The sequence below is a fragment of the Maribacter sp. 1_MG-2023 genome (assembly GCF_030547005.1).
GTDB lineage: Bacteria > Bacteroidota > Bacteroidia > Flavobacteriales > Flavobacteriaceae > Maribacter.
Genome location: NZ_JAUOPN010000001.1, coordinates 243,023 through 264,173, shown reverse-complemented (window position 1 = coordinate 264,173; position 21,151 = coordinate 243,023). Strand labels below are relative to the sequence as shown.

20 protein-coding genes are annotated in these 21,151 nt (G+C 34.4%); 8 read left to right on the top strand and 12 right to left on the bottom strand.

The window, feature by feature from the left end; genetic code table 11:
- The first annotated feature begins 265 nt into the window (after positions 1-265).
- Genes Q4500_RS01340 through uxuA form a run of 3 tightly spaced genes read left to right on the top strand, consistent with a single transcriptional unit; the run spans position 266 to position 4,214 of the window.
- Positions 266-1,645 carry a DUF1080 domain-containing protein gene (locus Q4500_RS01340; protein WP_303597955.1) on the top strand — a complete coding sequence of 460 codons (1,380 nt, stop codon included), beginning with the start codon at positions 266-268 and terminating at the stop codon, positions 1,643-1,645.
- 5 nt (positions 1,646-1,650) lie between these two features.
- Positions 1,651-3,006: a Gfo/Idh/MocA family protein gene (locus tag Q4500_RS01335; RefSeq protein ID WP_303597954.1), complete on the top strand. Its 1,356-nt coding sequence runs from the start codon at positions 1,651-1,653 to the stop codon at positions 3,004-3,006.
- A gap of 32 nt (positions 3,007-3,038) precedes the next feature.
- Positions 3,039-4,214, top strand: a complete 1,176-nt coding sequence (gene uxuA / locus Q4500_RS01330; RefSeq protein WP_303597953.1) for a mannonate dehydratase — start codon at positions 3,039-3,041, stop codon at positions 4,212-4,214.
- A 9-nt stretch (positions 4,215-4,223) separates the two neighbouring features.
- Here the strand turns inward: uxuA and Q4500_RS01325 are convergent, their stop codons facing one another.
- Complete coding sequence (locus Q4500_RS01325; protein ID WP_303597951.1) at positions 4,224-6,464, bottom strand: c-type cytochrome; 2,241 nt, start codon at positions 6,462-6,464, stop codon at positions 4,224-4,226.
- 45 nt (positions 6,465-6,509) lie between these two features.
- Positions 6,510-7,328 (bottom strand): SDR family oxidoreductase, encoded by an 819-nt coding sequence (locus Q4500_RS01320; protein WP_303597950.1) that lies wholly within the window; start codon positions 7,326-7,328, stop codon positions 6,510-6,512.
- 392 nt (positions 7,329-7,720) lie between these two features.
- Here Q4500_RS01320 and Q4500_RS01315 point away from each other — a divergent pair, with 392 nt between their 5' ends.
- Positions 7,721-8,560, top strand: a complete 840-nt coding sequence (locus Q4500_RS01315; protein WP_303597949.1) for a DMT family transporter — start codon at positions 7,721-7,723, stop codon at positions 8,558-8,560.
- 70 nt (positions 8,561-8,630) lie between these two features.
- On the opposite strand, the gene Q4500_RS01310 is transcribed toward Q4500_RS01315, so the two are convergent.
- Positions 8,631-8,825, bottom strand: coding sequence for a hypothetical protein (locus tag Q4500_RS01310; protein ID WP_303597948.1), 195 nt, complete (start codon positions 8,823-8,825; stop codon positions 8,631-8,633).
- A 268-nt stretch (positions 8,826-9,093) separates the two neighbouring features.
- Between Q4500_RS01310 and Q4500_RS01305 the strand changes: the two genes are divergently transcribed.
- Positions 9,094-9,630 (top strand): lipid-binding SYLF domain-containing protein, encoded by a 537-nt coding sequence (locus Q4500_RS01305; RefSeq protein ID WP_303597947.1) that lies wholly within the window; start codon positions 9,094-9,096, stop codon positions 9,628-9,630.
- Positions 9,631-9,691: 61 nt separating this feature from the next.
- Here Q4500_RS01305 and Q4500_RS01300 read toward each other — a convergent pair whose 3' ends face one another.
- Positions 9,692-10,510: an SDR family oxidoreductase gene (locus Q4500_RS01300; protein ID WP_303597946.1), complete on the bottom strand. Its 819-nt coding sequence runs from the start codon at positions 10,508-10,510 to the stop codon at positions 9,692-9,694.
- A 216-nt stretch (positions 10,511-10,726) separates the two neighbouring features.
- Positions 10,727-11,902 carry an aldose epimerase family protein gene (locus Q4500_RS01295; RefSeq protein WP_303597945.1) on the bottom strand — a complete coding sequence of 392 codons (1,176 nt, stop codon included), beginning with the start codon at positions 11,900-11,902 and terminating at the stop codon, positions 10,727-10,729.
- A 380-nt stretch (positions 11,903-12,282) separates the two neighbouring features.
- Between Q4500_RS01295 and Q4500_RS01290 the strand changes: the two genes are divergently transcribed.
- Both Q4500_RS01290 and Q4500_RS01285 read left to right on the top strand, forming a co-directional pair.
- Positions 12,283-12,975, top strand: coding sequence for an NUDIX domain-containing protein (locus Q4500_RS01290; protein WP_303597944.1), 693 nt, complete (start codon positions 12,283-12,285; stop codon positions 12,973-12,975).
- Positions 12,976-13,047: 72 nt separating this feature from the next.
- A complete protein-coding gene (locus tag Q4500_RS01285) occupies positions 13,048-14,070 on the top strand; it encodes a LacI family DNA-binding transcriptional regulator (protein ID WP_303597943.1) in 1,023 nt (340 codons plus the stop codon).
- A 57-nt stretch (positions 14,071-14,127) separates the two neighbouring features.
- Here Q4500_RS01285 and Q4500_RS01280 read toward each other — a convergent pair whose 3' ends face one another.
- From Q4500_RS01280 to uxaC, 4 genes are all read right to left on the bottom strand, one after another.
- Positions 14,128-15,423 (bottom strand): TRAP transporter large permease, encoded by a 1,296-nt coding sequence (locus Q4500_RS01280; RefSeq protein WP_303598248.1) that lies wholly within the window; start codon positions 15,421-15,423, stop codon positions 14,128-14,130.
- The gene (locus tag Q4500_RS01275) at positions 15,423-15,881 is read right to left on the bottom strand and encodes a TRAP transporter small permease (RefSeq protein ID WP_303597942.1); all 459 of its coding nucleotides are present in this window, start codon (positions 15,879-15,881) and stop codon (positions 15,423-15,425) included. Before Q4500_RS01275 ends, Q4500_RS01280 begins: the two co-directional genes overlap by 1 nt.
- Positions 15,882-15,886: 5 nt before the next feature.
- Complete coding sequence (locus Q4500_RS01270) at positions 15,887-16,864, bottom strand: TRAP transporter substrate-binding protein (RefSeq protein ID WP_303597941.1); 978 nt, start codon at positions 16,862-16,864, stop codon at positions 15,887-15,889.
- 71 nt (positions 16,865-16,935) lie between these two features.
- A complete protein-coding gene (uxaC, locus tag Q4500_RS01265; protein WP_303597940.1) occupies positions 16,936-18,342 on the bottom strand; it encodes a glucuronate isomerase in 1,407 nt (468 codons plus the stop codon).
- A 555-nt stretch (positions 18,343-18,897) separates the two neighbouring features.
- Here uxaC and Q4500_RS01260 point away from each other — a divergent pair.
- Positions 18,898-19,119, top strand: coding sequence for a hypothetical protein (locus Q4500_RS01260; RefSeq protein ID WP_036157855.1), 222 nt, complete (start codon positions 18,898-18,900; stop codon positions 19,117-19,119).
- Positions 19,120-19,252: 133 nt separating this feature from the next.
- Here Q4500_RS01260 and Q4500_RS01255 read toward each other — a convergent pair whose 3' ends face one another.
- From Q4500_RS01255 to tpiA, 3 genes are read right to left on the bottom strand one after another with little or no spacing between them, the layout of a single operon-like run.
- Positions 19,253-19,528, bottom strand: a complete 276-nt coding sequence (locus Q4500_RS01255; RefSeq protein ID WP_303598247.1) for an ATP-dependent Clp protease adaptor ClpS — start codon at positions 19,526-19,528, stop codon at positions 19,253-19,255.
- 20 nt (positions 19,529-19,548) lie between these two features.
- Positions 19,549-20,385, bottom strand: coding sequence for a 50S ribosomal protein L11 methyltransferase (gene prmA, locus Q4500_RS01250; protein ID WP_303597939.1), 837 nt, complete (start codon positions 20,383-20,385; stop codon positions 19,549-19,551).
- 15 nt (positions 20,386-20,400) lie between these two features.
- A complete protein-coding gene (gene tpiA, locus Q4500_RS01245; RefSeq protein ID WP_303597938.1) occupies positions 20,401-21,150 on the bottom strand; it encodes a triose-phosphate isomerase in 750 nt (249 codons plus the stop codon).
- Between the last annotated feature and the right edge of the window lies 1 nt (position 21,151).

The window sequence follows — 21,151 nt, the reverse complement described above, 5'->3', positions numbered from 1 at the left end:
TATGATCTTTATATAACTTTTTAATATAAAAAAACAAATCGAAAAATCACAACTGTTAACATCTTGTTAATACATCGAAAAAAGAACTCAGCTACAAAAAATAATATATTTTTAGGTTATCAAATTTTCAATATTTTAAACAAAAATTAAAGATATTCACAGAAGTTATCGATTACACATTATACATATCGTATTAAACTGAATTACTTGCGACATTAAATCTGAATAATACAATTTAACCATATCTAAATTTAAAACGAACAAGATGCGAACAACAGCAAACACAATTGCTATCCTAATTCTTTTGATTTTTTCGAGCTGTAAAGAAAATTCAAAAGATGACACGCCATGGGTAGACCTTTTTGACGGCGAAACTTTAAATGGTTGGCAAAAGCTCGGCGGGGAAGCCACTTATACTATAAAAGATGGTACAATAATAGGCACTACCACTCACGGCACACCGAACACATTTCTATCTACCGAAAAATTATATGATGATTTTATTTTAGAATTGGATTACAAGGTTGATTCTACCATGAATTCAGGTATTCAGATTAGAAGTAACAGCAGCCCTAATTATCAGAATGGTAGAGTGCATGGCTATCAAATTGAAATAGACCCTTCTGAAAGAGCATGGAGTGGCGGAATATATGATGAGGGCAGACGAGGATGGTTAAATCCTATGACAGATAACCCTGCTGCACAAAAAGCTTTTAAACAAAATGAGTGGAATCACTACCGAATCGAAGCTATTGGTGATTCTTTAAAAACATGGGTTAACGATGTACCAGCTGCGTATCTTATTGATGACAAAACAGCTAAGGGATTTATTAGTTTACAAGTCCATAGTATTTCTAAAGATCAAAAAGCCGGAACAGATATTATTTGGAAAAATGTAAAAATAGTAACCGATAGTGTGTCCAAATATTCAAAAGCCTCTCCTTTAACCCCTATCACCACCAAAAATCAATTAACTATCGATGAAAAGAAAGATGGATGGAAATTACTTTGGGATGGAAAAACAACTAATGGATGGAAAGGTGCCAAGTTAGAAGAATTTCCTGATAAAGGATGGATAGTTGAAGACGGCGTTTTAAGTGTATTGGCTTCTGGAGGTGCAGAATCTACTGCTGGTGGCGATATTGTTACTGAAGAATTGTATGGAGATTTTGAATTAAAAGTTGACTTCAAATTAACACCAGGTGCCAATAGTGGTATTAAATATTATGTGGACACCAATATTAACAAAGGCGAAGGCTCTTCTATAGGTTTAGAATATCAAATTTTAGACGACAACCTTCACCCCGATGCAAAACTGGGTAACCATGAAGGTAGCAGAACTGTTAGTTCTCTGTATGATTTAATACAGGCAGATGTCAATAAACCAATTCAGCCAATTGGAGAGTGGAACACTGCGCACATTGTTTCTAAAAACAATCACGTTGAGCATTGGCTAAACGGCACAAAAGTTCTTGAATACGAAAGAAAGAGCGATGCATACAGAAAGCTAGTAGCTGAAAGTAAATATGCGAAATGGCCAAATTTCGGAGAGTTAGAAAAGGGTCAAATTTTACTTCAAGACCACGGCAATCTTGTATCCTTCAAAAATGTAAAAATTCGTTCTATCAACAACACTAAAGAATAACTACCATGAGTTCAAACAGAAGAAATTTTATTAAGAAAACTGCTCTTGGCGCCGTAGGTGCTACAATCGCTAGTACTAGCGCAAATGCAATGACAGCTAAAAGTTATTCTAAAATAATTGGTGCTAATGATCGTATTAATGTTGCAATACAAGGTTTAGGAAGAAGATATTCGGCATATATACCAGCAATAGCGCATAAGAAAAACAATGTAGAGCTTACCTATCTATGCGATGTTATGAAAAGTCAACGTGATAAAGCTTTGACTGAAGTAAGTGACAGATTAAGTAACAAGCCAAAATTAGAGAATGACATACGTAAAATTTTAGATGATAAAGAGGTAGATGCCATTTTCATGGCTACCCCAGATCATTGGCATGCACCAGGTGCATGTATGGCAATGCAAGCTGGCAAGCATGTGTATCTAGAAAAACCATGCAGCCATAATCCGCGTGAAGGTGAATTGGTAGTTGCCTATCAAAAGAAATTTAATAAAGTGGTTCAGATGGGTAATCAACAACGCTCAGCATTAGAATCACAAGAAATTATAAAAGAAATTCACGATGGTATTATTGGCGATGTGTATAAAGCAACTGCATTTTACATAAGTGGAAGAGGTCGTGTACCTCACCAAACAAAAACCAACCCACCAGAGGGATTAGATTGGGAACTTTTTCAAGGTCCGGCTCCAAGGCGCGAGTACACAGATAACACTTGGGATTATAACTGGCATTGGTACGGATGGGATTATGGTACCGCAGAAATGGGGAATAATGCTACCCATGAACTCGACATTGCCCGTTGGGCATTGGGTGTAACCTACCCTGAACATGTATCTGTTGACGCGGGAAAATATCACTACAAAGATGATGGCTGGGAAATGTATGATACCATGGAGGCTACTTTTAAATTTGCCGGAAACAAAACTATAAAATGGGATGGAAATAGTAGAACCGGCTATCATAAATATGGAAACAAACATGGTAGAGGAACTATAGTTTCGGGATCTGAGGGTACGGCTTACATAGATCGTGGTGGTTATAAATTATTTGATCAAAAAGGAGGCTTAATCAAAGAAAACCTATCATCTGGCGAAGAAGCTGGCACTGCACTCGGCGGTGGTGGCGATATGTCTACATTGCATACTGTAAACTTTTTTGATGCCATAAGAGGAAAAGCTGAATTAACTTCACCAATTGACGAAGGTGCTATAAGCCAAATGTTAACCCATTATGCTAATATTGCATATAGAATAGATGACTCTTTTGAAATTGATGAAACTACAGGTCGTATATTTAATAGGGAAGCGATGAAGTTATGGTCAAGGTCATATGAACCAGGATGGGAAATTAAAGATATTTAATTCCCTAACACATCATAGTAAAATATAAATTAATGGAACAAACATGGCGTTGGTACGGTCCGAATGACCCAGTATCGTTAGCAGATATAAAACAAGCAGGTGCAACAGGTGTCGTTAGTGCATTACACAGCATACCCAATGGTGTCGTGTGGCCTGTAAACGATATTATGCAACGCAAGAATATTATTGAAGCAGCAGGCTTAACTTGGTCTGTCGTAGAAAGCGTACCTATTCACGAGCAAATTAAGACGCAGAAAGGCGATTATAAAACGTACTACGAAAATTATAAGCAAACACTAACCAACTTAGGTGAATGCGGCATAGACACAGTCTGCTATAACTTTATGCCTGTGCTAGATTGGACCAGAACCAATTTAGATTACGAAGTTGAAGATGGTTCTAAAGCCCTTCGTTTTGAAGCTGCTGCTTTCGCAGCGTTTGAGTTATTCCTTTTAAAAAGACCTGGTGCCGAAGAAACCTATTCAACATCTCAAAAATCTGCCGCTAAAACATACCATGATAATCTTTCTGAAGAAGGTAAAACGAAGTTAATAAACAATATTATAGCTGGATTACCAGGTGCTGAAGAAGGCTATTCGTTAGAAGAGTTCAATGCTATTTTAGCAACCTATAGTGCAATTGGAGCAAAAGAATTAAAAGCACATTTATTTGCGTTTTTATCTGAAATTATACCTGTTGCTGAAAAGGCTGGTATACGCATGTGTATACACCCAGATGACCCACCGTTCCCGATTTTAGGCCTACCACGCGTGGTAAGTACTGAGCAAGATATAGCTGATCTGTATCAAGCAGTTGACAGCCCTAACAACGGATTAACATTTTGTACTGGATCATTCGGGGTAAGACCAGATAATGATTTACCGGGAATGGTAGAACGTTTGGGCAACCGTATTCATTTTATTCATCTACGTAGCACACAACGTGATGCCGACGACAATTTTCATGAAGCAAATCATTTAGAAGGAAATGTAGATATGTTTTCCGTAATGAAAGCATTGGTAAAAGAACAATATAAAAGAAAAGCCGCTGGTAGAAAAGATACAAGAATGCCTTTGCGACCAGACCACGGCCATAAAATGTTAGATGACCTGAGAAAGAAAACAAATCCCGGGTATTCAGGAATTGGCAGACTTAGAGGTTTAGCTGAATTAAGAGGACTAGAAATGGGTATTAGAAAAAGTTTGTAATCAGTTTTATTAATTATCAAGTGCTTGAAGTTCTTTTTCCGTGAATTCCATACCGGTTGAAGACTTCACACTTCTCAGTTCTTGTATTCGTTTTGTACTTAGCCTTTTCGGTTCATCTGAAAAAGCATTCGTTACATATGATATAATATTGGCAATGTCGGTATCGCTTATATTTTCATTTCTTATGAGCCCGGGCATTGCCAAGTTTATATTGTACTCTTCGCCATTAACATGAACCGGACCTTCTAGACCATGTAAAATAATCAATGCCAAACGTTCTGTATTTTTCACGTGTTCAGAGCTCATAAGCGGAGGCGCCAAACCATCTATACCCTTACCATTTGCTCCGTGGCATGAAGCACAGATTTGAAAGAACATTTTAGCTCCGCTAGTACGTGTATCTTCATGGGTAACTTTTCTTGTGAAAATAGCATTCATGTTTCCTGCTTTTTTATTTGAAATAGTTCTTACCAACTTATTTACAAAAGGAGTATGTTTTAGACTATCCATTACAACGGTATTGGCATAAATATCTGAATCAACGGCACTCAATCCAGCAATTACTGCTTCTATAATGGTAATATTGTTTTCTCTTCTATTTAAAATTTCTATCATAAAAGGTAAAAATCGTTCTTCATCAATCTTAATATAACTACCTAACAAATTACCTAGATAAAGATCTAAACCAACAGTATCACGGTCCAAAACAATTTTGAAAATCGATGCTGCTTTTTCTATATTTTCTTCGGATGCAAATCCTTTTTGAAGCACAAGAGCATGAGCCGTAACATTATCATTGCTATTAATAATCACATTGGTTAAAAAATCAAATGACAATTCATTCCAACCTTCCAACACATACAAAGCATGAATTTGACTCCATTGATTACCTGTATAGAGTCCAACTTCTTTTACCTCTTCAATAGGTTTCTTAAGCTCTTTGAAAATCAAAAAATGTTGGGCACGATCACGAATCCAACCATTATCATTCTTTAGTAACGAAACCAATTCACTTCCACTTAAAGCATCAAAATCTGGCATAACCTCAACTTTTGCATCTTCATGAGAAACTTTTAAAATCCTTCCAAAATTTACGATTGTATCTAATTCCTTCGCTTTTGCCTTATCTCTTAGATACGGACTCATATACGCATGATGACCTATCATACCTCTATGCATGTCTACCACATACATATTACCTTCTGGACCGTTTTTTAAACTTACAGGTCTAAAACCTTCGTCTGTAGAGGTAATGAACTCTTTATCTTGCCAAGCTTGTTTTGCAATAGTAGAATCTCCGGTAAAAGATAAAAGGGTACGTTTAACTAAATTTCCTTCAGGAATACAGACAAAAACATTCTCATCGTAAGATTGGGTAAATTCGCCACCACGATATACTAAGGGACTACAGGCAGCGGTTGCATTTACTAAAATACTATCTGCATTCAAAATTCCTTTTGCATACCCTCTATTTACCGACCCGGCAAATGCAGGGTAAACCCTTTGATCAATAGTCAATAATTTATCTACACTAGATTTAGGAGTAAAATATTCATTACTGATTAAGGTATTCGGTAGCACATAATCACCTAATAGAATTCTAGAATTATCATTGTAATATAGCCTCCCAAAATTATCATGAGTAATTCCCCATTGACCTCTAAACGTTGTAGCTTCCTTTTTCCAAACTCCCGCTTCTCTTCGATATCTAAAATTAGATTTCGCGTTGTAGATCCAATTATCAATATTTAATTCTAATCCGTTAGGTTGATGTTCAGGATTGCCCTCTACCGCATAAATAGAATCGACCATAACCTTGTTCACTGGTTTATCATCTTCAATATCAACGAACCATAAATAAGGAGGTTCAGCATATAGCAAACCGCCATACACATGCGCCAATGCTCTTGGCATGACCAAGCTATCCATAAAAACTTTAGAATGGTCTGCGATACCATCATTATCCAAATCTTCAAGAATGACAATACTACCAGAAGGGTCTTTTTCACCTGAGCCTTGTAAGTCATCCATATAACCGGGCATCTGAGCCACCCAAATTCTACCTTTTGCATCAAAATCGATAGCAACGGGGGCTTTTAACAGCGGTTCAGCTGCAATTAACTCTAAATTAAATCCGGCTTCTATGGTATACTCATCTAATAAATTTATCGATTCATTAGATGTATTCTCACAAGAGCATAAAATGCAACCAACGATTAATACGATAAAAAGCCTGGTATATAAGAGCAACTTAGAGTTTTTATTAGGTGTAATATGGATAAATAGAAATATCAATTATACTCCAGAAAATGAAGTGAATCCGCCATCGACATCAAAAATACTTCCAGTAACAAAACTTGATGCATCACTTAAAAGGTAATGAACCATACCATTTAGCTCAGAAGCATCGCCAAAACGACCCATTGGGGTATTCTTTATGATACTATTTCCTCTCTCTGTAAAAGACCCATCTTCATTAGTCAATAAACGTTTATTCTGATTACCTATAAAGAAACCAGGCGCCACGGCATTCACCCTTATTTTATCACCATGTTTAGAAGCTAATTCATTGGCCATCCATTTCGTAAAAATATCAACAGCACTTTTAGCCATTGAATACCCAAGTACTCTCGAAATAGTTTGTTTTGCAGCCATAGAAGAAATATTTACAATAGAACCATAACCTTGTTCCACCATTAACTCACTTAAAATAACTGTAGGTATTACGGTACCGAATAAATTTATATCGACAACTTTTCTAGTATCGTCCATAGCAATATCTCTAACCGTCTGATCTGGTTGTACAGTAGCACCAGGTATATTACCACCCGCTAAATTTACTAGTCCGTCTAAATGGTTAAAATCCTTTTTTATGGTGTTTCTTAAATTGGTTAGTTCAGCTTCATCCATAACATCTACCTTGAAAATAAATGTACTATTAGGAACTAGTGTATTTAACTCATTTTGTTTATTCTTCAATTTATCTTCAGACCTGCCCAAAAGTAGCACTGTCGCACCATTCTCAACTAAATATTGAGCAATTGAACCACCTAAGGTTCCTGTGCCACCAGAGAGGGCATAATTTTTATTTTTCAGCGAAAGTAACTCGTTCATTTTTATTTTTTTTAAACAATCTCAATGTGATTCAGGTCACTTAAAAAAGAGCTGAAATTCACCTATATATTTTGTTACGGCAAGTTAATAGATTTCTTAAAAATGACCTTTACTGTTTATTTTTTATAACAAATACTTATGTGTTTAGTTCTAAAGCCCATCTTTGACAAGAATATTGATCTTTATTATTTTTTTGCCAAAATGATGATCATAAAAATTAGGCTCTAAAATTTTCAAATTCATTTATAAACTCACATTATCTAATTGACCAGCTACATATAAATCCATTTAATTAAGAGAATGACAAAACTTTTGATGGAAACACAATTATCACGAATAGATTAAGAAATTTCTAATTCTGCCAAGTAACTTTGTAAAGATAATTTTGGATAATGAAGAAGGCAGTTTTATTTATGATTATAAGCACGTTTTCATTTAGTTTAATGAACTCGTTCGTAAAATATCTAGATCATTTTCCCACATTCGAAATTGTATTCTTTAGAACAATTGGTTCGCTAATACTAGGCACATCATACATCTTACTAAAGGGTATTCCCATTTTAGGAAACAATCGAAAGTTTATGATATTTAGAGCCCTTGCTGGTTTAACCGCAATGAGTTTATTCTTTATGTCGTTGAAATATTTACCCGTGGGTACCGCTGTTTCCTTAAGATACCTTGCCCCTATCTATGCCGCAATTTTTGCTGTTTTTTTACTCAAAGAAAGATTAAAACCAATTCAATGGTTTCTATTTTTATTAGCCTTTGCTGGCGTTTTAGTCTTAAAAGGGTTTGATAATAATATAAATACCACTGGTTTACTATTAGTATTGGTTGCATCTGTTTTCAGCGGATTAGTATATGTGCTAATTCGAAAAATCGGGAATAGTGATCACCCTCTGGTAATCGTTAATTACTTTATGTTTACAGGTACTGTTATTGGCGGAATATTAAGTATTAATAATTGGGTCAACCCAGCGGGTGTAGATTGGTTATTATTATCAAGCTTAGGTATATTCGGTTTTTTCGGTCAGGTATTTATGACTAAGGCTTTTCAGATTGCGAAGACAAATTTGGTGGCTCCTCTAAAATATATTGAAGTCATATTCACCATATCGGTGGGTGTTTTTTGGTTCGGAGATATTTACTCTCCATGGAGTTTATTGGGTATAGTAATGATTGTTGCAGCTTTAATAGCAAATGTCATTATCGGTAAGAAACAAACGAATTAAATAGTATGTATAAAAAAAAGCTGCCAATTGCAATGAATTGACAGCCTATAGTTATGGTCAGAAATTTCAATTATTTGCGAGCGGTATCTTGCTCAGCCAAGCTATTATTTACATCTTTCAATGAATTTACAATAACAGAATTAACCTCTCCTTCAATTTCATCAGAATAGTTAAAGTAATAGATGGCAGTAATCATCAATGCAAATGCTATTAAAAAGTTTGCAATCATCTTAGAATCTAAAAAGTTCTCGTTATTCTCCATCATCTTGAGTTTTAATATTTCATGAATATAAAACTTATACAATTAATTAACAAATTTTTAAGAAATCGATTTGTAAGATAATCTCCATTCAATGAAACAGTTATGACATCGTTGAAATTCGAATTTTCTAAATTTAACTTACAATTAACTGATTCACATATATTTAACACTTTTTTGAATCAAAATATATAGGTTTTAAGACAAACTAGACCCTTGCTTAAATCTACCTTTGTTGTAAGAAAACAATAATTAAATATAAAATCTAGAACAAATGAAAATTTTAAAATCAATAACATTCGTAACCTTATTATTCTTAGCTGTTGGAGTAAACGCTCAAAGCACTAAAGACAAGAAAATCATTAAAGATTCAGAAAATGCAAAAGAAAAATTAATGACTATGGAAGTTGGTTTAGACCAGTTCTTCACCAATTCTGCCGGGTATGTAATATTCCCAAATGTTGGTAAAGGCGGATTCATCATAGGCGGAGCATCAGGTAATGGTGTTGTATACGAAAACGGAACTATGGTAGGTATGGCTGATTTAAAAAAATTAAGTGTAGGTCTACAAGCAGGAGGACAAGCGATTACGGAAGTAATATTTTTTGAAACAGCAGATGATTTAGCTGAGTTTAAAGATGGAGATTTTGAATTCTCTGCTGAAGCTTCAGCAGTTGCTTTAAAATCTGGAGTTGCAGTAAATGCTAAATATAGAGACGGAGTTGCCGTTTTCGCTTTACCAAAAGCAGGATTAATGGCAGATGCATCTGTTGGCGGACAAAAATTTGATTACAAGCCAATGATGAAATAATTCATTTCACTTTTTGATATAAAAAAAGCCACCCAATTGGGTGGCTTTTTTAGTTTTCATTTTACCCATTCGCAGTAAACCCGGGGTAACACGTCATACCACCATCTACGAAAATGGTTGTTCCGTTGATGTATTCAGATTCATCTGATGCTAACCAACTAGCCACACTACCAATATCGTCTGGCACTCCTATTTGTTTATAGGGTATTAATTTTAACATGCCATCTCTACCTTCTTGTGTGCTCCACACATCTTTATTGATATCTGTTTTTATAGCACCTGGTGCGATAGAGTTACATCGAATTCTATCTGGACCATATTCTTGACAAATGGTTTGCATTAACATGACCAATCCGCCTTTTGAGGCAGTATAGTTTGCATGACCTGCCCACGGGATAACTTCATGAACAGAACTCATATGAATTATTTTTCCTAAAGATTTAGAAACCTCTGGCCGCATTCCTCTTCTTTTAAATTCAATAATCGCTTCTTTAGCACAAAGAAACTGTCCGGTAAGGTTTACATCAATCACTCTTTGCCAATCTTTCAATGGCATTTCATGCAGTGGGTGATCCAACTGTAAGCCTGCATTGGCAACACAAACATCTACAGTGCCAAATTCAGTTACCGTTTTCTTGAACATGTTTTTAACCTCATCTTCTTTACTAACATCACATTTAACTACAATGGCATTGCCAGCATCAGAGTTTTTACTGATCCAGTCTGCAACCTCTTCAGCCTCTTCTTTACTACTATGGTAATTAATTACAATATTGGCACCTTCCATTGCCATTGCTTTTGCAACGGCTTCGCCGATACCATCGCTAGAGCCAGTGACTATGCACGTTTGCCCTTCTAATCTTTTATTTGGTTTTTGCATGATGTTTCTTATTAGATAAATATATCTTGTAATCATGGTTTTAATTTTCTCAAAAACCAAAATTACTAGCACAACGAATCCATGTAAAAATTACAACTTACAAAAGGAAATTATGGCAGGAATAGAAAATTTTCTCCATTTAGCTATTTCATAATACTCACTAAAATAATCGTAGTACTATAAACTACAGCAATTATCATATTTCAAGTGCGCTACTTATTTTGTAGAGAATTTAAAAGTTGTTTTAGTGACATACTTTTCACCTGGTTTTAGAGTAGTACTTGGAAATTGCGGTTGATTTGGAGAATCGGGATAATGCTGTGTTTCAAAACATAATCCGCTTCTTTTTACATAAGCACCACCACCTGGCACAGGTAAAGTTCCGTCTAAAAAGTTACCGGTATATAATTGCATACCAGGTTGATCGGTCAACACTTCCATTAAGCGCCCAGACTCAGCGTGATATGCTTTTGCAACAGAACGGTATCCTTTTTCTTGACTATTAAGCACCCAACAATGATCGTAACCTACCCCTAATTTAATCTGTTCATTATCTGCATTAATTGCATCACCAATAAATCGCATCTTTCTAAAATCAAATGGAGAATTTTCTACAGAAGCCAAATCACCTATTGGTATTAATGTTGGGTCAACAGGCACAAATTTATCTGCATCAATTTCTACTTCATGATCTAAAATTAATTCAGAGAAATTTCCTGATAAATTAAAATAAGAATGTTGCGTTAAATTGACAATTGTAGTTTTATCTGTAGTCGCTTCATACAAAACATCTAAACTATTGTCTTTGTTTAATGTATAGGTTACTGTTGTTTTTAAATTTCCAGGAAAACCCTCTTCCATATCTTTACTTAGGTAGCTTAATTTTAAAGAGACAGACGAATCTGATTCTTTTTCCTCTTCTACTTTCCAAACAACCTTATCAAACCCCATTAATCCACCATGTAAAGAATTTTCTCCGTTATTCTTTGCCAAAGTATAATCTACATCTTCTAAACTAAATTTTCCTTTTGCAATTCTATTTCCATAACGACCAACAAGAGCTCCGAAAAAAGGGTTCTCTTTTTCATATTGCTGAAGGCTGTCAAAACCAAGAGTTACATTTTTCATATTACCTTCAGAATCGTGAGTAATAATTTCTGTAATTATACCTCCGTAAGTAATAATAGTGACATCAATACCTTCTATATTTCGCAGTTTAAACTGTGTTACTTTTTCATTATTGGTGGTAGTCCCATAACTACTTTTCTCGATTTGCATGACACTTTCTTTTTTCGCGACTACGTTATTCTTCCCTTTCTCGTTACAAGACAAATACGCTATCAAAATAATTAAACTTACTATTGAAAGTATGGTATGTTTTACTAATCTCATACTATTTTGGCTTGGTGGAATTTTAAATATATCGATAAACTTTATTTTGACCTAACTACATTTAATACTTCAAGATAGTTTATAACAAGATTGTTTTAAAAAATTATAAATTAATTTGAGTTCATTATAAAATATTTGAAATAAGTTAAATTAGTGCTATGGACAGTATTACTTAAAATTTGATGCGCGCTGTATTTTACACTTACTGACGTAATATTGCAGCAGCGTTTCGTTTAGATTAAATTCCGCAATACACATCAAAAAATTCATTAACACATTTAATAATAGGCAACTATATAAGAAAATGCGCAAACCTTTTCGTATTTAAAGCAGTTTTATTTGATTCAATCTTATTAAATTAGGCAAGCAAAAATTAAAAAATGGTTTTGAATAATTATCGCAAAGAAGACAAAGTCTTACTTGCTGTAGATTGTATTATATTCGGATTTTATCAAGAAGAATTAAAAATTTTACTCGTTCAAAGGGACTTTGAACCAGCAAAGGGAGAATGGTCCCTTATAGGTGGTTTTCTTAAAAAAGAGGAAGATTTAGATGCAGCAGCTACAAGAATTCTTAACCATTTAACGGGTTTGAATAATATTTACATGGATCAGGTTCACTCGTATTCTAAATTAGACCGTGATCCCGAAGAAAGAACTATATCTGTATCTTATTTTGCGTTAATTGATATCGCACATCATTGTAAAGATCTTTTAAAGCAAAACCCTATTAAATGGTTTGATCTTAAAGATTGTCCTGAATTAATTTTTGACCATAATGGCATGGTAAAAGATGCTCTCAAATTACTTCAAAATAAAATTAGCAATAAACCCATCGGATTCGAACTTTTACCCGAAAAGTTTACCATGCGCCAACTTCAAAAAATGTATGAGGCCATTTTAGATACTGAATTGGATAAAAGAAATTTCATCAATAAATTTAATTCTTTCGATCTTTTAAAGAAAACGAACGAAAAAGATATGAGCTCTTCTAAAAAAGGAGCTTTTCTATTTGAAGTAGATGAAGATAAATATCAAAAGAAAATTGAAGAAGGTTGTAGTTTTAAAATTTAATAAAGCTATAATTTTTAAGCCGTTTAAATATCCCTTATAATTCAATAATCGTAAATTAGCCTACACTTATCTATGAGCAAGAAAGCTACCATTTACGATATTGCAAAAGAGCTGAATATTACCGCAGCTACTGTTTCTAGGGCTTTAAACAATAATCCTAAAATAAGCGAGAAAACTCGTGATCTTGTTCTTGCCGCAGCAACAAAATTAAATTACAAACAAAATAGGCTCGCGGTGGCACTTAAAAGTGGTAAGAGTAACAACGTAGGTGTTGTTGTACCTTTCATTAATAAAAACTTTTTTGCCTCGGTTATTCGCGGTATTGAAGAAGAGCTCTACCCTAAAGGATTTCACGTTATCATTTCTCAAACTCATGAGGAAAATGATCGTGAAAAGAAAATTATTCAAAATTTGATAAATGCTCAAGTCGATGGCATTCTAGTGTCTACCTCTTTTACAAATGAGAATAAAAATCAATTACATCAGGTTTTAAAAAAATCTTCTCCCTTTATATTTTTTGATCGTGTTTTACATTTTGATGATATTAGTACGGTAACCATAGATGATTATCAAGGTGGCTTTAATGCAACCGAACATTTAATAAGCCAAGGCTGCAAAAGAATAGCCCATTTTAATGTAAACCAAAATATTGAACTGTATAACAACAGATTTAAAGGCTATAAAGATGCACTTGCAAAACATGGTGTAGCCTACAATAGCGATTACGTAATTACCTTAAAAAGTGATATAGAAGCAGGTAAAGAAGCTGCTGAAAAACTCATGAACTTAGCAGTACCACCCGATGCTATTTTCTCTTCTACAGATAATGGATTGTTGGGAGCTGTAAAATACCTACAAAGTATAGCTGTAAAAATACCAGAAGATTTTTGTGTAGTAGGATTTAGTAATGAACCCTTTACTCAATTTTTAGAACCCTCTATTAGCTCTGTAGATCAGTCACCCGTTGAAATGGGAAAAATGGCTGCAAAAGTATTCTTAGAGCAGATAGAAAGTAATCAAGATGTGAAAACTCATAAAGACGTTGTGCTACCTGCTAAATTGATTATTAGAAAATCATCTAGCAAACACAAGTAAATTATAATTACATCTACCTTCAATCTCAATTCAGCTTTTAATTATAATTGCGCAATGCTACAAATCAAATAAACTAGGCAACCATAAGCTTAATTGCGGAATATAAGTAACTAAAAATAGCGCAACAATCATTGCTATAAATAACGGCAACAAGGGTTTAAAGACCTTTTCTATAGTAGTTTTAGCCACACCTACTCCAACAAACAATACCGAACCAACAGGTGGTGTACATAAGCCAATACATAGATTCAATACCATGATGATTCCGAAATGTACAGGGTCTAGCCCTAATTTGGTCACTACCGGTAAGAATATCGGAGTAAAAATGAGCACTGCAGGAGTCATATCCATAAAAATACCTACAAACAATAAAAGCAAATTAATGATCAAAAGAATGACAATCTTGTTATCACTTAAACTTAAAAGTCCTGTGCTGATATCTTGCGGAATATTTTCATAAGACAAAGCCCAAGACATACACATAGATGACCCTATCAGCAACATTACAATTGCTGTAGTAGCTGAAGAATCTAATAATATTTGTGGCAATTTCGGCAAGGTAATCTCCTTATAAATAAAGCCAAGAATTAAACTATATAATACCGCAATAGCAGATGCCTCAGTAGCTGTAAATATTCCGGTAACAATACCTCCAATTACCACAACCAGCATAAATAGACTAGGTAAGGCATCAATAAATGTTTTACCCACCTTTTTTAAACTGCTGCGTTTCCCAACTTTATATTTCTTCTTTTTTGCCCAAAAAGATGCGACAATCATAAGAAATAATCCTGTCATTATTCCGGGAATGTATCCTGCCAAGAACAATGCTGCAATAGATGCACCACCACTTGCCAATGAATAAACGATTAATACATTACTTGGCGGAATAATTAAGCCTGTAGTTGCAGAAGTAATATTTACAGCAGCACCGAATTCTTTAGAATAACCTTCTTTTTCCATCTCAGGGCCTAAGATGCTTCCCATTGCAGATGCAGACGCCATTGCAGAACCCGCAATCGCTCCCATTAACATGGCTGCTATGACATTTATTAAAGCCAATCCGCCAGGGAAAGATCCAACCAAGGTCTTGGCAAAGGCAATAAGTCTATGAGCTATACCGCCTTTGTTCATGAGTTCTCCCGATAATACAAAAAACGGAATTGCCAACAACGCAAAACTATCTAAACCGGTCGCCATACGCTGCGATACTGTAGTGAATGCCGGCATTGCAGGTATACTCACCAACATGGTCAATAAAGACGAAATTGCTATACTCCAAGCTACAGGTGTACCTATAGATAACAAACAAATAAAGCTTAGTACTAAAACAATAATTGGTAGTTGCTCCATCATGAGCTGATATTTTTTAGGTCTGACATTTTGTAATACATAATCAACAAGCCGCTAATAGGGATTATAAGATAAACTAGTGCTAATGGTAATTGTAATGCCGGTGATTGTTGCCCTAGAACATAAGAGATATAAACCAACCTTGACCCGCCGATTACAAAAGCAAAGAAGACAAATAGTATAATTAAAATGGTTACTATTATCTTCAATTTCTTCTGTGTTTTCTTACTCTGTCGCAACGGTAAAATATCTATAGCCACATGCAAGTTTCGCCCCGATACATATGCAGCGCCAAGAACCCCGATCCAAATCATAAGATAACGAGCTAACTCATCTGTAAATGAACTTGGGTTACCCGTTACATATCTTGTAAATACTTGCCATAATACATTTATGACCATAACCGACATGATCAGTACCAATGTCTTGCCCAAAACGGAATCTATTTTGTTTCGCATAGTAATTAGTTGGTTTCTTGAATTTGTTTGATAAGCGAATACATTTCCTTATCCTCTTTATATCCTTCAAAAATGCTTTTTACTTTTTCCGCAAAAATTGTTTTATCCGGCCTTATAATTTGTACACCTGCTTTCTGAACTTCTCGCAAAGCTTCCTCTTCTGCTTCTGCCCAAAGAATACGCTGATATTTAACCGATTCTTTCACCGATTCATTTAGCCACTTCTTTTCTTGTTCGTTGAGCTTATCATATACATAAGTCCCGATTAATAAAACATCTGGTAGTACAGTATGTTCATCTAACGAATAATATTTACAAACTTCGTAATGTCTGGACAGGTAAAAACTTGGTGGATTGTTCTCTGCCCCATCAACAACACCTTGCTGTAAAGATGTATACAATTCTCCCCATGAAATAGGTGTAGGAGAACCACCTAGCGCTTTCACCATATTTACGGCAGTTGCACTTTCCATCACTCTTATTTTTTCACCGATAAGATCATCTGGTTTTTCAATGGGTTTATTCATGGTATAAAAACTACGGCTACCGGCATCATAATACCCTAAGCCTTTTAACCAATATTTCTCGCCTTCGTTTAAAAGCATTTCACCAATTGGTCCGTCAAGAACATCAAAAGAGTGTTGACGGTCTCTAAAAAGAAATGGTAACCCTAGCACCTTTATTTTTGGCGCAAAGTTCTCTAAAACTCCCACTGAAACTTTGGTCATATCTAAGCTACCGATCTGTAAAAGTTCAAGACATTCTCTTTCGGTACCCAATTGTTGACTTGGGTAAATTTCAAGTTTCAATTTACCACCAGACCGCTCCAACAAATCTTCACCCATTTTCACCATCGCCTTGTGTACCGAATGGCTAACATCTAGACCATGACCTAAACGCAATGTCTTTACTTCAGTCTGTATTTCACAACATAAAAAGGTTAAGACCATAATAAAGAGCAATAGTATTTTTATACTTTTCATAGTGTTGGATTAAACGGCTAATGATTTCCGCAATTTTTAACTGAACAATTTCTCTCTTAGGAAACGAGGAATTAAAATTTGAAATACTCCTTTGCGTTATTATAACTAATATCTTGTATAATTTGCCCCACCAATTCAAAATCTTGAGGTAATTCTCCACGTTGCATTTCTTGACCAAAAAGGTTACAAACAATTCGTCTAAAATATTCATGCCTAGGGTATGAAAGAAAAGATCTTGAATCTGTCAACATCCCTATAAAACAGCTAATTAACCCCATATTAGATAATGCATTAAGCTGCCTAGTCATACCGTCTTTTTGATCCATAAACCACCAACCAGAACCAAACTGCATTTTACCTTTAACCTTACCATCATTGTAATTACCAATCATTGTCGCTAGAACTTCATTATCTGACGGATTTAGATTGTATAATATAGTTTTAGTAAGCTTGTCTTTAGAATCTAAAGCATTTAAAAAGCTGGAAAGGGTTCTTGCCTGAGAATAATCTCCGATAGAATCCCAACCTGTATCGGGACCTAAAATACGGGTCATTCTTGCATTATTATTTCGTAATGCGCCTAGGTGAAATTGCTGTATCCATCCTCGAGAATGGTATTGCTCACAAAGAAATAATAAGATTGCTGTTTGAAATTTTTCGTCTTCCTCTAAAGACAATTGCTTTTTCTCTTTTCTTTTTTGAAAAATGTTTTCAATTTCGGCATCTGTAAATGCACTAAACGGAACATAGCTAAGACCATGATCCGATAATGTACATCCATTTTCAGCAAAATAATCTAATCGTACAGAAAGCGCATCGCACAAAGATCTATAAGAATCGATGTTTACGTTACTAACAGCAGAAAGTTTTTCTAAATAATCAAGGTATGTATCATTAGAAATCACAATAGCTTTATCTGGTCTAAATGCCGTACTCACTGTTGTATTTAAATTACTATTCTTTATTTTAACGTGATGATCTAAACTATCAACAGGATCTTCAGTAGTACAAATAACCTCTATATCCATCTTTTTAATTAAACTTTGACAGCTATATTCTGAAGTTTGAAGTTTTGCTGTTGCCTCTTCATATATGTCACTAGCAGTGTCAGCATTTAATAGCAAATCAATATCAAAATAGCGTTTAAGTTCTAAATGCGTCCAATGATACAAGGGGTTTCTTAATGTATAGGGCACTGCTTTACCCCATTCAAGAAATTTCTCTTTATCTGGAGCGTTACCGGTAATATATTTTTCATCAATACCAAAAGTTCGCATCGCACGCCATTTATAATGATCGCCATCATTCCAAATTTTGGTTAGATTTTCGAACTGACGATTATTTGCGATTTCATCTGGTGGCAAATGACAATGGTAATCTATAATTGGCATTTGCGAAGCATAATCATGATAGAGCCTTTGCGCAAATTTATTTTCTAATAGAAAATCATCAGTTATAAAGGTTTTGTTTTTTATCATATTATAATTCTTAAATTGTAGTTTTAAATTTTTCTATTAAGTACAATTTACCATGTATTTAAAAACATCATTAACATAAAACTAGGAAGCAATTAGTTTCGATTTCGAAAAACTAATTCAATTCAGCACAAAAAGTAAACCTACATTCAAAACTCACAGTATAACAACATAGAGTGCTTAAAAGTTGCTTTACAAGTCATCCTTAATTTTATGCAATCGATTACACAAATATATCTAATTTTAGATATTTTGCAAGTAATTACACCTAAAATTACACTTATAAAAAATTTTAGTTCTTTAAAATGAGTATATCACAATCAACTACTTAAATACACTGAATTAAACGTAATTTTTCTCATACTTTGTCAAAAAAGATTGAAAAAACACCAATCGGACAATAAAAATTAACATTCAAATTGAAAAAAAGCGCTCAAAACACCCCTATTTCGTTAAATTGTTCATAAATACTATTATCTAATAGCCTCATAACTATATACAATTGACAAAGAATTGCGTAATTTGAATATTATGTTAACTTTGAAAAAAAAGAAGCAAATGGAGTTACTTGAAAAAGCTCAGGAATTTATAGGTCGAAAAATGAGTAATATGTCTACTAGTGACCGAGTAGAGGCGTCGAGAGAGGCAAAAGCACTTATTTTAAGCATTAATGAAATATATAAGGAAACTAAAGATTCTAATTTAATGGATGTAATGAAAGAAGTTACAGTCAAAAAGAAGAAAATCGAGAAACGATTGAACGGAGTACCTTTAGTATAAGCTTAATAGATTTAAAGACTTATTGAAATTTCTTTTAAGAGTTTAATTGAAATAAAAAAATCCCTTGAACTTGGTTCAAGGGATTTTTTTATTTCAATACTATTTTACACTTCTATAATTTATGAAGCCTGATTTAAACAATTTCTGCACTCAGTCCTGCTTGTAGTAATTTAGAACATTGTGGTTTCAATTCTTCATACTCACCAGTCTTAACCGTACACTTACCTTTGTAATGCACTATTAAAGAACATTGTTCAGCCTGTTCTGGTGAATGCTCACAAACAGACATTAAAGTATTTATAACATGATCAAAAGTATTGACCTCGTCATTAAAAAGAACGATTTCATTTTGTTGAACCGTTTCTTCTTCTAAAAGTAATTCTTCGGAAACTTCTTCTCTTGTACTCATCATATTCCAATTAATACCTTCTAATTTACATATTTTGCGGCAACCCAATTATTACGTTCAAGGTTTTTTTCAAACTTTAACGCTAACTCCGTACACTTTTGCGTGATCATATCTAAGTCTTCAGTATAAAAACCACTTAATAACAAAGTACCACCTGCATTTAAAGATTTCGCATAGCTCGGTAAATCTGCCAACAAAATATTTCTATTAATATTTGCGATGATCAAATCATACTTCTTACCCGCTAGTAACGCCACATCACCTTCATATACAGAAATGAAGTCCATTTTATTACGCTCAACATTCTCCTTCGCGTTTAAATAACACCAATTATCAATATCGATGGCATCTATAGTAGTAGCACCACGCATACCCGAAAGAATCGCTAAAACCCCTGTACCACTACCCATATCTAACACAGTTTCACCTTTTACATCTAACTGTAAAATATGCTGTAACATCATATGGGTTGTTTCGTGATGACCTGTACCAAAACTCATTTTTGGTTCAATAACAATGTCATAATCCACATTAATAGCCTCATGAAAAGGGGCTCTTATCATACAAATATCATCAACGATAATAGGCTGAAAATTTTGCTCCCAAGTGGCGTTCCAGTTCTCTTGCTCTATTTCTTTATAATCGAAAGTAAATGCATATCGCGGATTCTGTAGTATCGGAAGATCCGCTAACATACCTTCAGACCAATCAGTTTTTTGAATGTATGCCAACACATCATCTTCTTCTTCAACAAAACTTTCAAAACCGACTTCACCCAATTCTGCAATGAGAAGGTCTGAAGCCGGATCTTTAGGTTTTACCGTAAAACGGTATTCAATATATACTGTATCGCTCATTTTTAAATACTTCGCTTAAAAAGCTTTAATGATAGCAATAAAATCGTCAGCAACTAATGAAGCTCCACCTATTAAACCACCGTCAACATCTGGTTTAGAAAAAATCTCTTCTGCATTACCTGGCTTAACACTACCACCGTAAAGAATAGTTACATTATTAGCTATAGTAGCATCAAATGCTTCTGAAATAGTTTTACGAATAAATGCGTGCATTTCTTGCGCTTGTTCAGGAGAAGCTGTCTCACCAGTACCAATTGCCCAAACTGGTTCATATGCCAACACGATATTAGTCCACGCAGATGGTTCTAAACTAAATAGTACATTCTTTAACTGACTTTCAACTAAATTGAAATGGTTACCAGATTTACGATCTTCTAATTCCTCACCAAAACAAAACATTACACGAATACCTTTATTTAAAGCCGTAATTACTTTCTTTGAAAGTATCTCATCGCCTTCACCAAAATACGCTCTTCTTTCAGAGTGACCGATAATTGCGGTATCAACACCAATGTTCAATAACATATCTGCAGAAATTTCACCAGTAAAAGCACCACTTTCAGCATAATGCATGTTTTGTGCAATAACTTCAATTTTAGAACTTTCTAAAGCATGTACTGCACTAGCCAAGTTTACATATGTTGGCGCTACCATAACTTCTGCATTTGTATCTGGCAATTTTGCCGACAGCTCTGCTAAAAGTGTTTCAGTCTCTGCCAAATTCTTATTCATCTTCCAGTTACCTGCTACTATCTTTGCTCTCATG

Bases quoted from the DNA above. Each gene is read 5' to 3' on its own strand.
- Q4500_RS01340 (WP_303597955.1), top strand. From the start codon at position 266: ATGCGAACAACAGCAAACACAATTGCTATCCTAATTCTTTTGATTTTT.
- Q4500_RS01335 (WP_303597954.1), top strand. From the start codon at position 1,651: ATGAGTTCAAACAGAAGAAATTTTATTAAGAAAACTGCTCTTGGCGCC.
- uxuA (WP_303597953.1), top strand. From the start codon at position 3,039: ATGGAACAAACATGGCGTTGGTACGGTCCGAATGACCCAGTATCGTTA.
- Q4500_RS01320 (WP_303597950.1), bottom strand. From the start codon at position 7,328: ATGAACGAGTTACTTTCGCTGAAAAATAAAAATTATGCCCTCTCTGGT.
- Q4500_RS01315 (WP_303597949.1), top strand. From the start codon at position 7,721: ATGAAGAAGGCAGTTTTATTTATGATTATAAGCACGTTTTCATTTAGT.
- Q4500_RS01310 (WP_303597948.1), bottom strand. From the start codon at position 8,825: ATGATGGAGAATAACGAGAACTTTTTAGATTCTAAGATGATTGCAAAC.
- Q4500_RS01305 (WP_303597947.1), top strand. From the start codon at position 9,094: ATGAAAATTTTAAAATCAATAACATTCGTAACCTTATTATTCTTAGCT.
- Q4500_RS01300 (WP_303597946.1), bottom strand. From the start codon at position 10,510: ATGCAAAAACCAAATAAAAGATTAGAAGGGCAAACGTGCATAGTCACT.
- Q4500_RS01295 (WP_303597945.1), bottom strand. From the start codon at position 11,902: ATGAGATTAGTAAAACATACCATACTTTCAATAGTAAGTTTAATTATT.
- Q4500_RS01290 (WP_303597944.1), top strand. From the start codon at position 12,283: ATGGTTTTGAATAATTATCGCAAAGAAGACAAAGTCTTACTTGCTGTA.
- Q4500_RS01285 (WP_303597943.1), top strand. From the start codon at position 13,048: ATGAGCAAGAAAGCTACCATTTACGATATTGCAAAAGAGCTGAATATT.
- Q4500_RS01280 (WP_303598248.1), bottom strand. From the start codon at position 15,423: ATGGAGCAACTACCAATTATTGTTTTAGTACTAAGCTTTATTTGTTTG.
- Q4500_RS01275 (WP_303597942.1), bottom strand. From the start codon at position 15,881: ATGCGAAACAAAATAGATTCCGTTTTGGGCAAGACATTGGTACTGATC.
- Q4500_RS01270 (WP_303597941.1), bottom strand. From the start codon at position 16,864: ATGAAAAGTATAAAAATACTATTGCTCTTTATTATGGTCTTAACCTTT.
- uxaC (WP_303597940.1), bottom strand. From the start codon at position 18,342: ATGATAAAAAACAAAACCTTTATAACTGATGATTTTCTATTAGAAAAT.
- Q4500_RS01260 (WP_036157855.1), top strand. From the start codon at position 18,898: ATGGAGTTACTTGAAAAAGCTCAGGAATTTATAGGTCGAAAAATGAGT.
- Q4500_RS01255 (WP_303598247.1), bottom strand. From the start codon at position 19,528: ATGAGTACAAGAGAAGAAGTTTCCGAAGAATTACTTTTAGAAGAAGAA.
- prmA (WP_303597939.1), bottom strand. From the start codon at position 20,385: ATGAGCGATACAGTATATATTGAATACCGTTTTACGGTAAAACCTAAA.
- tpiA (WP_303597938.1), bottom strand. From the start codon at position 21,150: ATGAGAGCAAAGATAGTAGCAGGTAACTGGAAGATGAATAAGAATTTG.